Here is a 13730-nt window from a genome sequence, read left to right as displayed (position 1 = left end):
AATATGAAAGCAGGTGTAGCTCCCAACGGAAGACCGTATCAAGTATTGATCGCAGAAAATTCCAGATTCCAAGCAAAACAGTTGGCCCAGATTTTGGAATCGGAAGGTTATCAGGTGATTGGGTTTGCAGAGAACGGAAAGGAACTCGTCAAACTCTATGATGAACACAGACTTGTAGATTTAATTACATTGGATTTAAACCTTCCAGTAATGGACGGTTATGCGACCTTTTTTGAAATTAAAGGAAAAGGAGTTCTTCCCAGAATTGTAATCGTTTCCGAAGAGAATACCCCCGCCGTTTTAAAAAATCTTATAGACGAAGGTGCAATGGATTATATTCCAAAACCGATTAAACGGGAAAAAATCTTGGAAAAAGTTAACGCAGCGATCAAAAAAGTTCCCAAGGTCTAACCTTCTTTCCAAATCAAATTCAGATTTCTTCCTACTTCTTTTTTACGATGACTGAAGAAATCTGAATTTTCTTCTAAAGTACAAATTTTATCAGATTGAAGTAAAACTCGAATTCCATTCTTCTCCAAACGAAATTTGAGAAAGGATTCTAAATCGAGTAAAATTTTACCTTCTTTGTCCCTTCTCAAACAATCCGAAAATTCTTTTCGAAACAAAGAAGCTACGTCTTCACCTACTTCATATCTTAGACCACTTGCATAAGGTCCTAGATAACCTACAAGTGAACCTTCTTTTAAAATAGAATCTGAAAAGGAACGTTTTAAAGTTTTTTCTGTAATTCCAGCCAAGGTTCCTTTCCAACCGGAATGAATTGCTACAAACTTAGGGCTTTGAGTAGACCAAAAAAATAAAGGCATACAATCCGCAGTTTTAATACATAAAATTTGATTCAACTCTTCTCCGATCCACGCATCTCCTTCCGGAAAAGAAAGATTCTTGGAAGTTCTCAGATCAACAACTCCGTCACCGTGAACCTGATTCAAAAGATAAACGGAAGATTCCGAAACACCAATCCGTTTCGAAATTTCGGACCTTTGTGTTTGCACCTCCATAGAAACCAGGGGGAGTTCCTTTTTCCCAAGGATAAGAATTTTGATCTTTTCTCGGTTTGTAAGCGGGAACGATCGAATAAGAGACATTGATTCCAAAAGTAAATCTTTAACTCAAACCGGCGAGTATTAAAAGCTTGTCCTAAAACCTCAAAGAATTTACACGATAATTCTTTAGAAATTTCTAATAAAATGCAGTAGTTCCTACATTTTAGGTTGCATTTGGCAATTTGCGAACTTTCGAGCAGTTCTAATGTCGTTAAATTTTTGCAGTAAGTTCCTACATTGGACGGTTTTGGGACAAGTTCTAAAGTAATCGAAGCCGTCTGTTTTAGTTTATCCGAAACGATCGGTGTCACGATCCATAAACCTGAGATTACAGACACTACGACGGAAGCTATAACACGATTTCGTTGACAATCGATCATTCCTTTTTTCAAAGTTTATTTGCAACGCGACTTTTTTAAAAATGGAAAAACAGATTTTTGAGGAATATCTTGATTTTAACGATTTTAGTCTTCGTTTTTGCACCTCGCCGCAAAAATAAAAAAGAAAGGAGATAAAATTGTATACCGATTTGGAAGTCGAGGCGATCTACGAAAAGTTCCTTCATAAAAAATATCAGACCGATCACCAAACTTCGCCGAGAATGAAACGCTTCCAATGGTGTTCGGATTCTCAGAATTCAAAACAACTTGCCAAAAATTCAAAAAGATAAACTGCGAGATTGATGCAATCGAACCAATTACGAAAACAGATTTCGTTCCCCATCCATAAAGAGGAGCCAATCAATCGTATTTCATAAAACTTATAGATAAAGTTTATGAATCCACCTGCATTCCCGTTTAAAGTACGTGATCTAAAGAAACCCCTTTGGAAGATTGGATCATGATAACGAATTCTTTGCAAAAAACAAAGGTCAAGATCTGTGGAATTAAAGACCTAGAAATTGCAAAAATTTGCAAAGAAGAAGGAGCCGATTACATCGGATTCAATTTCGTATCGAGTAGTCCTAGAAAGATCGAACTTTCAAACGCTCAAAAAATCGTGGAATATTATAAATCGGAAAAAAATTCTCCCGAAATTGTACTTTTGTTTTATCAAAATTCATTCGAAGAAATTGAGTCCATTACATCGGTATTAGATCACGATTTAGTTCAATGGGTTTGGGACGACCCCTTAATCAATCGGAAAAAACTTTTATACAAACGACAAATTTGTTCTTATAGAGTCCAAACTCAGATTCATGATCAGGATTTAAAAGACATTGAAGCGGAGTTTTTAATCTTAGATAGTTATTCTAAAGGTGTGGGGGGCGGAACTGGCGAAACATTCAATTGGGAATTGATTTCCAAAGTTAAAAGAAAGTTTCTTTTAGCTGGAGGTTTAGATCCGTCTAACGTAGTCAATGCGATTGAAATCGTAAAACCGTTCGGAGTAGACGTTGCCAGTGGAGTAGAATCTTCTCCAGGAATCAAAGATCCACAAAAAGTAATTCAATTTATCAGGAACGTAAAATCTACATCATGAATTTGGAAAGTACAGCAACTTCGGCAGAATATTGGAGCGATTTAGCGGATGCTCTCAATACACCTATGATGAAACAATTCCTGGCGATCAAAAAGGATTTCCCGGATACAATTCTTTTTTTTCGGATGGGAGATTTTTACGAAATGTTTTTAGAGGATGCTAAAATTGCTTCCTCGATTTTAGACATTGCACTCACCAAAAGACAAAATGCAGTGCCAATGTGCGGAATTCCCTATCATTCCAAAGATAATTATATATCCCGTCTTTTAAACGCAGGAAAAAAGATTGCTATTTGTGAACAATCTAAACCGGAAGAAGCGGGTTCTAAATTGATGACTCGGGACGTGGTTCGGATTATCACACCTGGAACGGTAATTGAAGAAAATCTTCTTTCAGGTTTTCAAAACAATTATTTAGCAGTATTACATCTTAAAAAAAGTCTAATTTACTTTGCTATCGCCGATTTTTCGACTGGTGAAGTGTTTTATTCTTCTGTCTCAGTTACCGGTCTGGAAAGATTAATAGCCGAATTAGAAAAGTTTAAACCTTCCGAAATTTGTGTTCCAAAATCTGAACATACTTTCTTTCAAGAATTAGAATATTTTAAAAATAGAGAATTCACGGTTTTAAAAAACCAAATAGAAACTTCCGAAAAAGATTCGTTTCAGGTCCTTTCAAAATATTTAAACGAATATATCCGAGAAACATACAGAGATAACAAACTGGTTCTTAGAGAACCTAAAATACTGAGCTCTGGAAAATTTCTAGAAATGGATCGGGAAACGATTCGTAATTTGGAACTTGTAGAAAACGAAAAAGAAAAGAACAACACTCTTTATTCTATATTCAATTTTTGCAATACTGCAAAAGGAAAAAGACTGCTCAAACAAAGGATATTATTTCCGGAATGTGATCCTGTTGTTCTTTATTCTCGTTGGGAAAAACAAGATATTCTTTTAAAAACGGTATTAGCCCCTTATATCACCGCATTAAAAGACTTCGGAGATTTGGAAAGAATTCTAACACGTTTTAGAGGAAACCACGCATACCCTAGAGATTTTCGTTCCTTATTAAACTCAATTTCTTCAGGTATAAAATTAAAAGAAGAATTGGAAAAAGTTTCTTATCCATTCTTGATCCCGATCGAAGAATTAAAAAAAATTTCTGATTTTATCCAGGAACGCCTACATCCGGGAGACGATCTACCGGTGATTTTAGGAAACGGTATCTTTCTAAAAAAAGGATTTTCTCAAAAACTAGATCAGGCCAGAGAAGCTGGAGTCAAAGGAAAAGATTGGATCTTAGATCTTGAAACGAAAGAGAAAAAAAGAACCGGTTTAAATACACTAAAGATTCGTTATAATAAAATCGTAGGATATTTTATAGAAATTTCCAGGGCTCAAGCGGAACAAGCTCCTAAAGATTATCTCAAAAAACAAACACTCGTAGGAAGTGAACGTTTTACAATGCCTAAGTTAGAAGAGATAGAAAGAACCATTCTGGAAGCAGATGAAATCATACAAGAAATTGAAAGAACGGAATTCAATCGAATGGTGGAAGAAGTCTTAAAATTTTCATCTTCACTTCTTTCTTTTTCAGAAGAAATTGGAGATTTAGATTTTCAAATTTCGCTTTTAACCGCCAAAGACAAGTTTGGCTGGATTCGCCCAAAACTTTCCGAAGATCGTTCTTTAGATCTGAACGACTCTAGACATCCAGTTGTAGAAGCAACTCTTCCACCTGGTCAAGAATTTATTCCCAATTCCGTTTATTTAGATACTCAGGATAAAGCGATCGCAGTTTTGACAGGTCCAAATATGGCGGGTAAATCTACGTTTATGAGACAAATCGCCCTCAATCAGATCTTATTTCAGATAGGTGCCTTTGTTCCCGCAAAATCTGCAAAACTTCCGATTGTAGATAAATTATTTACTAGAATCGGAGCGGGAGACAATCTCACCGCAGGAGAATCTACGTTCTTCGTAGAAATGAAAGAAACCGCGAATATACTCAATCATTATACGGAGGATTCTTTAATTCTATTTGATGAAGTAGGTAGGGGAACTTCTACTTATGACGGAATGAGCATCGCTTGGTCTATTCTAGAATATCTATCTTCTTTGTCCGTAAGACCTAAGACCATCTTTGCGACACATTATCATGAACTTACGGAACTTTCCCGTTTAGGAGGAATATTCAATCTTTATCTAGAAACTTTAGAAAAAGAAGATAGAGTTTTATTTCTTCGAAAAGTAAAAGTGGGAAAGGCAAAAAAATCTTTTGGGATCTATGTAGCAAAGATTGCGGGAGTACCAGAACCAATTGTAAAAAGGGCAGCAGAACTACTAACCGATTTAGAATCCAAGAAAAAAGAAATTAAAATCCAAGAAGCACAACCTACTCTATTTACAGAACCAGAAACTAAAAATTTTAATTCACAAACAGAGGAATCCATTTTAAAACTCAAACTAGAAGAAATGACTCCGATAGAAGCATTAAAAACTTTGGAAGATTTTCAAAAGAAGTTAAGGAAACAAAAATAAAAGAACGTCCATAGGAGCAAAATCAATCCAGTTTACGATCTGCTTTTTTAAACCTTCCTTTGCGTGAAAACCAATCCCAATTCCGGCTTCGTTTAACATCAAAGAATCATTTGCACCGTCACCAATCGCCACTACTTGAGAAGGGTGAATTTTTTCCCGGTCTCGAATTGTTTTTAAATACTCTAATTTTTTATTTTTGTCTACGATTTCTCCAAGAACGTTTCCAGAAAGCTCTCCATCTTTTTTTTCTAAAATATTTGCATAAACTTCATCTATTCCATACTGTTTTTGGAACATTTCTAAAATATCCGTAAAACCTCCGGAAAAAACTGCGGTTCTAGTATTATTTTCCTTTAATATTTTCAGAAGTCTTTCTACACCAGTATTCAATTCCAATTTAGGATATAATTCTGTAAAAATAGAACTAGAAAGACCTTTTAGATAAATACATCTCTTTTTTAAAGCCTCATGAAAATCTAGGTTTCCTTCCATGGCCTCTTTGGTTACAGAAGCAACTTCCTCATAAACTCCAGCGAGTCTTGCCAATTCGTCTATAACCTCTTGACGAATCAAAGTAGAATCCATATCAAACGAGAAAAAACTTTTTTCCTTAGGATCCAGCAAACGATTCACTTGAATCAAATCCGTATTTTTTTTAGCAAAAGTTTCTCTCAATTGAAGTAATTCGGAACGTTCTAAGATACGTGGAATTTTCCATTCAATACAACTCCAAAAACCTCTATTCCGTATCTTAGAAGAAGAAAGTAAAAAGGTTTCTTCCGGTTTTAAAGAAATCCCCCCCCCCATTCCTAATAGGATTTCTTTTCGAATTTCTTCTGGCTTTTCTGTAAGAACTAAAAGCAAGGGAACCTTAAAGATAGGGTAAAAGTATCGGTTTTAATTTATGAATCCAGGCTCGATATGCTTTTTCGTTCACATGAATTTTATCCTGGCCTGGCCAAAATTCCGAATCCAAAACGGGTCGATCCTTTTCTCTCAAGAATTGCCAACCGTCTAAAAATTCCACATTCTTATAAGGTCGAATGATAGAAATCCAGGTAAGATTGAGTACGGGAGAAACTCTATTTACAGTTTGATTCCGAACAGGAGGAATTCCTAAAATAACTATTTTTATATTCGGGTTGAACTTGAGAATTTTTTCTAAAATTCGATTTAAATTCGTTTCTGTAATATGTAGACATTTTCCTTGGATGAGATCATTTCCACCAATCTCTAAAACGATTACTTTTGGATTTAAACTTAAAACGTCTTCTTCTATTCTTTCCAGAAGAGTTTCCGTCAAATCTCCACCAATACCGCGATTAACCGCACCTGGAAATTCTTGGACCATCAGCTCTTTGGGAAACAATTGAATCAAAGAATCTCCTACAAAGACTATATTTGCAGATTTAATTTTCTGATTTTCAATTTTATAAAAATTTCGAAGCTCGGCCCATGCAGATTTGTATAATCCGAACGTTTCGGAATCGCGAAAACCGGATCCAGACCAACATTCAAAATTAGGACTAGAATAATCGTCCGTATATGATTTCTTAATCAAGGAAGAACAGTAAGTAAAAAGAAAAAGCAAAGAAATAGAAAAAAGAAACTTTGCCAAAGATAAACTACTGCTCCTGCGGTTCTTTCATGTGAAAGCGTTTGTGCCAATCTGCGATTTGTGCTTGAAGATAGTCTTCAGAATCACAGATTCGGAACTCAATCGGATTGTTGGAGGCAGTATCAATTAGCTTAGCTTCTATGTAACCGTTTTTCAGCTTATTGATTTCTATTTTATATTTCATTCATCAAACTCCAGTAATGCCAGATTTTTAGATCAATGTAGGCTTTCAATCGATTCTAAAAAAGGGAACAACCTTTTTCAGATCCCAAAAGAATAACTTTAATTCTGACATTTCCATATTATTTTTTCAATTTTTTTCATTTCGAAATTCAAACAACAAGACACATAACGCATTCGAAAATCGAATTTTACCTTTCTTCGCCTAAATCGTGTTTCATGTTTAAACTCAACTTCATATCCAAATTCTGGAATTTTAAATTACGAAACGGTGTATAACAATCCACATTGTTCTCAGACTCAATTTAATAAAAAAAAGTTGCTGGGAAAGCTTAAAAAATATTAAAATCCACTTTTTTTGAAATTTTTTAAATCTTTAAAATTTCTTAAATTTATAGAGTTCGGGAAAATTTTTCTCAGAATAAAATGATTCCGTGCCGAAATTTTCTGGAAGAATTTCCCCATTGGATAATTCAGGAACAAAACCGGCGTCCCGGATCATTGCAACCGTTTCTAAAATCTCCGACCCCTTTACGTTTAAATAACCGGAAGAGAATAAGGAATTAGCGGCAAACAAAGCTGTTGCGGAAAGGCTTCTAAGATGTCCTTCTCTTCCAGCCGCAATTCGAATTTCAGAATCCGGATTTATCAATCGAAACATACAAAGAATTCTTACACAAAGTTCCGGAGTTAAAACGCTTGGATTTTTAATTGTATGCCCTTTCACTGGAATGAAAAAATTCACTGGAATTGAAATTACACGAAAAGATTTTAGTTGAAAAGCAACATCCACAATATCTTGAAAAGACTCCCCCATTCCCACAATCACTCCACTACACATTCCGATTCCAGCCTTAGAAACCGAGTCTAATGTTTGAGCTCTTTGTAAATAAGTATGAGTATCGCAGATTTCCGAATAATGATTTTCAGAAGTATTGAGGTTATGATTGTAACGATCTAGACCAGCTTCTTTTAAAACTTGAGCTTTTTCTATATCTAACAAACCCGCAGAAAGACAAACCTTCATGTTGAGTTCGTCAGTAATTCTTTGAATGGTAGAAGCAAGTTTTTCAGTTGTTAAACGATTCGGCCCTGTTCCAGAAGTTACCATACAAAAACGATAAGCTCCGTTTTTTTTAGCCTGAACAGCATCCTCATAAATCTCTTGTTCGGATTTCATAGGGTATTCCTGAACGCCTGAGTTTGCGTTTTTTCTTTGGGCACAATAACCACAGTCTTCCGGACAATAACCATTTTTAATATTATCTAAAATATGAATTCTTACTTTATTTTCGAAGTAACGATTTCTTTCTTGAAACGCTTTATCTAAACAGGTAGTTAAAGGAATGACACCGTTTAGAATTTTTAAACCTTCTTCTTTTGTAATTATACTAGGGGTTTCGGAGAATATTTTTTCGGATGTCTTGAGCATTCTGCAGACAGATTCAAGCAAATGAGTTTTCTTGAAAAGTCTAATTCCCAAAAGAAATTTCAGAGAGGGTTTCTCGGATCGCGGAAAAGATTTTTTCCAAAGAAGAATTTTCTATATTGTATGGAGGAGTAAGATAAATTACGTTTCCCAAAGGACGGAGTAAAACTCCTTTTTCTAGAAATTTCTTCTTGAGAATTTTATTTCCAGGATAATGATAACCGCTTGCTTTACCTACTTCCAATTCTAAAACTCCTACGGCCCCTAAAACCCTACAATTTTTTACTGCTTTTGGAAATTCTTTCGCGATCTTTTTTAAACCTACGTTGAGTTTAGATTCTAACCTTAAAATTTGTTCCAATCGATTCTCTTCAAAAAAAATTTTTAAAGAGGCAAGCGCCGCAGAACAAGCAATCGGATTTCCGGTCATGGTATGTCCATGGTAAAATCCTTTTTCTGGATCAGCAGTTACAAAAGCTGAATGAATCCGATCCGTTGTCAACGTTACGGCAACCGCAGAGACACCAGCACTCAGCCCTTTTGCCAGCGCAATAAAATCGGGTCGTATCTTTGCTCTTTGATAAGCAAAAACAGATCCGGTTCTACCAAAACCAGTAAAAACCTCGTCCAGCAAAAGTAAACTGCCGTATTTTTTGGAGATGGTTTCTAATCTTTGAAGGACTTCTTCTTTATAAAAAATCATTCCTCCAGAACCTAAAATCAAAGGTTCAATTACAATTCCTGCAACTGCTTTCGGACTTTTTTGAAAAAATTCTTCTATCGGATCAATACATTCTACCTTGCAAGATTCCGGTTTTTTACCCATAGGACAAAAGTTACAATTAGGAGTTTGAAATTCCTTTGTAGGGAACATCAATCCCTGAAAAACACGATTGAAGACAGAATTTCCGCCTACGCTCATAGTCCCGATCGTATCTCCATGATAAGAAGAATTCCATTTTATGAATATTTTACGATCGACTTCTCCTATATTTTGAAAATACTGATAAGCAAGTTTAATCATAATTTCAACAGCAGTCGAACCGTTGTCTGAATATAAAACTTTTTGAAACAGCCCATCTGTAATTTTTAAAAGTTCGGCAGCAAGTTTTTCAGCGGGATCGTGTGTAAAACCCGCAAGCAAAACATGATCTAATTTTTCCAACTGATTCTTAACCGCTTGAACAATTTTAGGGTGATTGTGTCCGTGAATACTTACCCACCAGGAAGAAATTCCATCTATATAAGAATTCCCTAATTCATCGTATAAAAATTCGCCTTTGGCTCTTTCTATTTTTAAGGGAGAATCCGGTTCAAATTGTAGAGTAAAAGGATACCAGATCATACCAGTATATTTTTTATAGATTCGTCTAGATCAAATTTTGGAATACATTCCTCTTGAAAACATTCACAACTAATCCTTTCATTAGAATTCAAAAAGAAACTTCCAAGGGAAATTACACCGCTCCATTCTGTGATCGTTCGGATATTATCTTCCGTAGTTTTATCTGGAATTCCTAAAAAATAAATTCCTTTCAAATCGATATTTCTATTTTGAATTGCTTCAATTGAAAGAAGAGTTTGATTGATCGCGCCCAAAGAAGTAGGTGCTACTAAAATTAAAGGTATCTCCGCTTGACGAATTACTTCTAAGGTAAGCATTCTACGATTCAATGGTACGAGTAAGCCACCCGCTCCTTCTATAATGATTTTCTCATCACGAATACTATAAAGATGTCTAGAGAGTTCATCTGTATCTATTTCCGTTCCTTCCAGTTCGGAAGAATAGTGAGGGGAACCTGCAAATGCCAAAGAATAGTAATTTTTCAAAACATAACTTTCGTGTAATCCTGTAAGACGCATCAGAGTGATACGATCACTATCATCTCCAGTCTGAACCGGTTTAAAATACTTAAGCCCTAAAGACTCTCCATATTTTCCTAAGATGAGAGAACTAAAAAAAGTTTTCCCTACATCGGTTCCAGTACCTCCTATAAAAACTGCCATTAGAACTCCGGTAAAATAGAAATCAATTTTTCTAATATAGATTCAGTCGTATCGGAATGAATACTGATTCTAAGCCTGGGAACATTCACAGTGGGAGGCCGAATCGCCTTTACATAAAGTCCGTTTTTTCTACAAAGTTCTGCAGCGTCTAAAACTTCTTTTTCGGACGAAAACAATACGGGAACAATCTGGGATTCAGAAGTAGTCTTTGGATAATTTTTAGTCTGAATAGAAACTCGAAAACGACTGGCTTTTTGTAAAAGATCTACTCTTTCTTTTTCCATAGACTTTACAATTGAAATGGAAGTAGGAACCGCATGTGCAATAGCAGGCATAGGCGCTGTAGAATAAATGAATGTTCTCATTTTGTTAATCAAAAATTCTTTTCCAATTTTAGAAGTTCCTATCCAAGCACCTTCCAAACCTAAAGATTTCCCACTTGTATATGTGATAAAATCCACTTCTTTGATTTTTTCTGAACCTAAAACTTGAGAAACCCTACCTTCTCCTTTTTGTCCAAATACACCAATTCCATGTGCGTCATCTAAGATTAAAACCGCATCGTATTTATTTTTAAGGTAGAGAAGATCCTCAATCGGTGCCAAATCCCCATCCATACTAAAGACGGTTTCAGATATGATAATTTTTTCTTTTCTATTGGACTTTTGAAGAAGTTCCTCTAAATGATTTAAGTTTAGATGTTTATAATATATTTTTTGTGCGCCGGAAAGACGGATTCCATCTAAAATTGAAGCGTGATTGAGCCTATCCGTAAAAACCTCAGACTTGGCATTTGCAATACAAGAAATCAATCCTACGTTGGCTGAGTAACCATTTGAGACCCAAAGAGAAGTTTCAGTTCCTATCCATTCGGAGCAGCACTGCTCGGCTCTTTCAAAAGAATTTCTATGTCCACTAACCAAACGAGAAGCACCAGATCCAGCACCATAAAGATCCAATCCTTCTTTTACGCTTTCAATAAGTTTAGGATGGTGAGTAAGCCCCAGATAATTGTTGGAAGATAAATCTACTCCGTAAGGAATTTCTAGAGATCGAAATAAAAAATCCTTTTTCAAGGATTCTAAAATGGAAGAGGTTTTCTGAATGAAATTAGATGGACTCAGGTTCAAAAAACCTCTTTGAAATGTTAGAGCATTTCCTTCACTTCATTTCTTTCTGAAACAAGTTCTTCATGAGTGATTTTAAATTTTTCTTTTGCAAAATCGTTTAATGAAATACCTTGAATGATTTCTACTTTCTTTCCGTCAGACTTTAAAGGAAATCCAAAAATAAGTCCTTTTTCTGCTCCGTAAGATCCATCGGAAACAACCGCCGCAGAAAAACAATCCCCAGGAGCAGTAGGAGTGATGATTCCTCGAACCGTGTCTACTACCCCATTCGCTGCACTAGCTGCAGAAGAGGCACCTCTTGCTTTAATAATTTCTGCGCCTCTTTGTTGTACATTTTTGATAAAATCACCTTTTAACCATTCGTGGTCTGAGATTACATCGGTAACCGGTTTTCCAGAAATTTTTGTATTGTAAAAATCAGGGTACTGAGTAGCGGAATGATTTCCCCAAATTCCAAGATGAGTCACTTCTTTTACAGGAACTCCTGCTTTAGAAGCAAGTTGGGATTTTGCTCTGTTTTCATCCAATTTAGTCATCGCAAACCAACGATCTTGAGAGATTCCTTTTGCGTTATTCATAGCGATCAAACAGTTTGTATTACAAGGATTCCCAACTACTAGAATTCTCACGTCAGAAGCAGCATTTTTTTCAATCGCTTTTCCCTGGTTTACAAAAATCCCACCATTAATTTTGAGTAAATCTCCTCTTTCCATTCCAGCTTTTCTAGGAACGGAACCAACTAACAACGCCCAGTTGATCTCTTTAAAAGCCGTATCCAAATCGGAAGAGACGGTCACCTTTTGCAGAAGAGGAAACGCACAGTCTTCCAATTCCATAATGACACCTTTAGCCGCAGGAATTGCAGCTTCCAATTCAAGCATCTGAATTTCAACTGCAGTATCGGCGCCGAACATTTGTCCCGAAGCAATTCTAAAAAGTAAAGAATATCCGATTTGTCCCGCAGCGCCTGTAACAGCGACTTTTACAGTCTTACTCATATTTGGGTGACTCCTAATTTCTAATTTTAATTTTTAAGTTCTTGATCAATTACCTTAATAAAAGCTTCTATCGGTTGAGCACCTTCTATCATAACTCCGTTGATAAAAAACGCAGGTGTTCCACTGACTCCGTATTTTTCACCTTCCGCCATATCTGCTTCTACTTCCTTACGCACTTCAGAATCATTCACACATTGACTAAAAACTTTCATATCCAACCCTAGCCCTCTTGCTAAATCCAAAACTCTGTCTTTAGGAAGATTTCCGGAATTGTCAAAAAGAACTTTAAAAAATTCCCAATACTTTCCCTGAGAAGCAGAACAATTAGCCGCAATATGCGCAAACATTGCGTTTGGATGAAAAGAAAGAGGATAATCCCTAAAAACCCAACGGATTTGATCTTTGTATTTTTCTCTTAACTGAGAATTTACTGACTGACTTCTTTTACAGAATGGACATTCAAAATCAGAAAACTCTATCACGGTGACTTTTGCGTTTTCTGGTCCGATAGAAGGATTATTTCCAGCCAGAATTGTATTATCTCTAAGAGGGGGAAGTTCTTTGACCTTTACGGAAATATTATATTGATTTCGAAGTTGTCCAAAGAAATTATTTCTTGCTTCTTCTTTCTTTTGCGAAATGAGATGATTTTCGATTTCGGCTTTCACCTGATCAAAAGACTTTCCTTTTAATGCTGGAGAATTCTTATATTGTTCATAGACGGCTCTCATTTCTTCGATACTAGGAGCCGAGACCGAAGGTTCCAAAAGTTCTTTTTCAGAAACATTACGCTCTTTTGCCGCGAGAGATACTACTTTTTTACTAGCAAATTCGGAAAGAACACGATAAAGACGATCATTTGTTTCCGAATAGAACTTACGAGCAATTCTAGGATTTTCCTTTTCAACGTCTTTGATCGTATAATTTTTGCCGTTAATTTCAACGACTCCGTCAGGAGAAAAATACGAAATTAGCGGAAAAATGGTAAACGCGATATAAATCAAAAAAATGGCTGAAAGTATCAGCAGGGGTCTGAATTCCTTAGTTTTCAGTTTTTCGATTATGTCTTTCATGGAAATATTCCCTCCAATGGTCGGAAAAACGACGACTTAGTTTCCCCTACTTGCCAACTTAGAAATCTGAGACAGGGTGGCAAACTATAAATTCGGATTTCATTTTTGCCACTTTTAAAACCCTAAAATCGAAAGCGGAGATGAAAACAGTTCTTAAACAGGAAAAAATCCGAAAAATAACTAAAGTGTTTCTCTGATTACCG

General features: G+C 35.8%; 14 protein-coding genes. 3 read left to right on the top strand and 11 right to left on the bottom strand.

The genetic code is table 11. The features are described from left to right. The first annotated feature begins 3 nt into the window (after nt 1–3). Complete coding sequence (locus tag BW942_RS02105; RefSeq protein WP_000643584.1) at nt 4–411, top strand: response regulator; 408 nt, start codon at nt 4–6, stop codon at nt 409–411. Here BW942_RS02105 and BW942_RS02100 read toward each other — a convergent pair. Both BW942_RS02100 and BW942_RS02090 read right to left on the bottom strand, forming a co-directional pair. Beyond that, nucleotides 408–1109, bottom strand: a complete 702-nt coding sequence (locus BW942_RS02100) for a purine nucleoside phosphorylase YfiH/LACC1 family protein (RefSeq protein WP_000052874.1) — start codon at nt 1107–1109, stop codon at nt 408–410. The two genes, BW942_RS02105 and BW942_RS02100, sit on opposite strands and share 4 nt — an antisense overlap. Nucleotides 1110–1531: 422 nt before the next feature. Beyond that, nucleotides 1532–1807, bottom strand: a complete 276-nt coding sequence (locus BW942_RS02090; protein ID WP_000035409.1) for a hypothetical protein — start codon at nt 1805–1807, stop codon at nt 1532–1534. A 100-nt stretch (nt 1808–1907) separates the two neighbouring features. Here BW942_RS02090 and BW942_RS02085 point away from each other — a divergent pair, with 100 nt between their 5' ends. Both BW942_RS02085 and mutS read left to right on the top strand, forming a co-directional pair. After that, entirely contained in the window at nt 1908–2549 is a 642-nt protein-coding gene (locus BW942_RS02085; protein ID WP_001984951.1) for a phosphoribosylanthranilate isomerase, read from the top strand. Next, nucleotides 2546–5092 carry a DNA mismatch repair protein MutS gene (gene mutS / locus BW942_RS02080; RefSeq protein WP_001047644.1) on the top strand — a complete coding sequence of 849 codons (2547 nt, stop codon included), beginning with the start codon at nt 2546–2548 and terminating at the stop codon, nt 5090–5092. The genes BW942_RS02085 and mutS overlap by 4 nt, the downstream gene beginning before the upstream one ends. Here mutS and serB read toward each other — a convergent pair. The 9 genes from serB to BW942_RS02040 form a co-directional block, all read right to left on the bottom strand. Further along, nucleotides 5075–5956: a phosphoserine phosphatase SerB gene (gene serB, locus BW942_RS02075; protein WP_000927928.1), complete on the bottom strand. Its 882-nt coding sequence runs from the start codon at nt 5954–5956 to the stop codon at nt 5075–5077. The two genes, mutS and serB, sit on opposite strands and share 18 nt — an antisense overlap. Nucleotides 5957–5963: 7 nt before the next feature. Further along, on the bottom strand, nt 5964–6710 hold the full coding sequence (locus BW942_RS02070) for a GDSL-type esterase/lipase family protein (RefSeq protein WP_001051394.1): 747 nt from the start codon (nt 6708–6710) through the stop codon (nt 5964–5966). A 7-nt stretch (nt 6711–6717) separates the two neighbouring features. After that, nucleotides 6718–6894 carry a hypothetical protein gene (locus BW942_RS21360; protein WP_000875511.1) on the bottom strand — a complete coding sequence of 59 codons (177 nt, stop codon included), beginning with the start codon at nt 6892–6894 and terminating at the stop codon, nt 6718–6720. Between the two features lie 372 nt (nt 6895–7266). Next, nucleotides 7267–8322 carry a biotin synthase BioB gene (bioB, locus tag BW942_RS02065; RefSeq protein WP_000921250.1) on the bottom strand — a complete coding sequence of 352 codons (1056 nt, stop codon included), beginning with the start codon at nt 8320–8322 and terminating at the stop codon, nt 7267–7269. 40 nt (nt 8323–8362) lie between these two features. After that, on the bottom strand, nt 8363–9664 hold the full coding sequence (gene bioA / locus BW942_RS02060; protein ID WP_000638432.1) for an adenosylmethionine--8-amino-7-oxononanoate transaminase: 1302 nt from the start codon (nt 9662–9664) through the stop codon (nt 8363–8365). After that, nucleotides 9661–10326: a dethiobiotin synthase gene (bioD, locus tag BW942_RS02055; RefSeq protein ID WP_000257883.1), complete on the bottom strand. Its 666-nt coding sequence runs from the start codon at nt 10324–10326 to the stop codon at nt 9661–9663. The genes bioA and bioD overlap by 4 nt, the downstream gene beginning before the upstream one ends. Continuing rightward, nucleotides 10326–11456, bottom strand: coding sequence for an aminotransferase class I/II-fold pyridoxal phosphate-dependent enzyme (locus BW942_RS02050; protein ID WP_001054325.1), 1131 nt, complete (start codon nt 11454–11456; stop codon nt 10326–10328). The genes bioD and BW942_RS02050 overlap by 1 nt, the downstream gene beginning before the upstream one ends. A 17-nt stretch (nt 11457–11473) precedes the next feature. Then, nucleotides 11474–12454, bottom strand: a complete 981-nt coding sequence (locus BW942_RS02045) for a malate dehydrogenase (protein WP_000048017.1) — start codon at nt 12452–12454, stop codon at nt 11474–11476. Nucleotides 12455–12480: 26 nt separating this feature from the next. Next, on the bottom strand, nt 12481–13527 hold the full coding sequence (locus BW942_RS02040) for a DsbA family protein (protein WP_000651714.1): 1047 nt from the start codon (nt 13525–13527) through the stop codon (nt 12481–12483). Between the last annotated feature and the right edge of the window lie 203 nt (nt 13528–13730).

This window comes from Leptospira interrogans (assembly GCF_900156205.1).
Classification (GTDB): Bacteria; Spirochaetota; Leptospiria; order Leptospirales; family Leptospiraceae; genus Leptospira; species Leptospira interrogans.
This window is presented reverse-complemented; position numbering and strand designations above follow the sequence as displayed.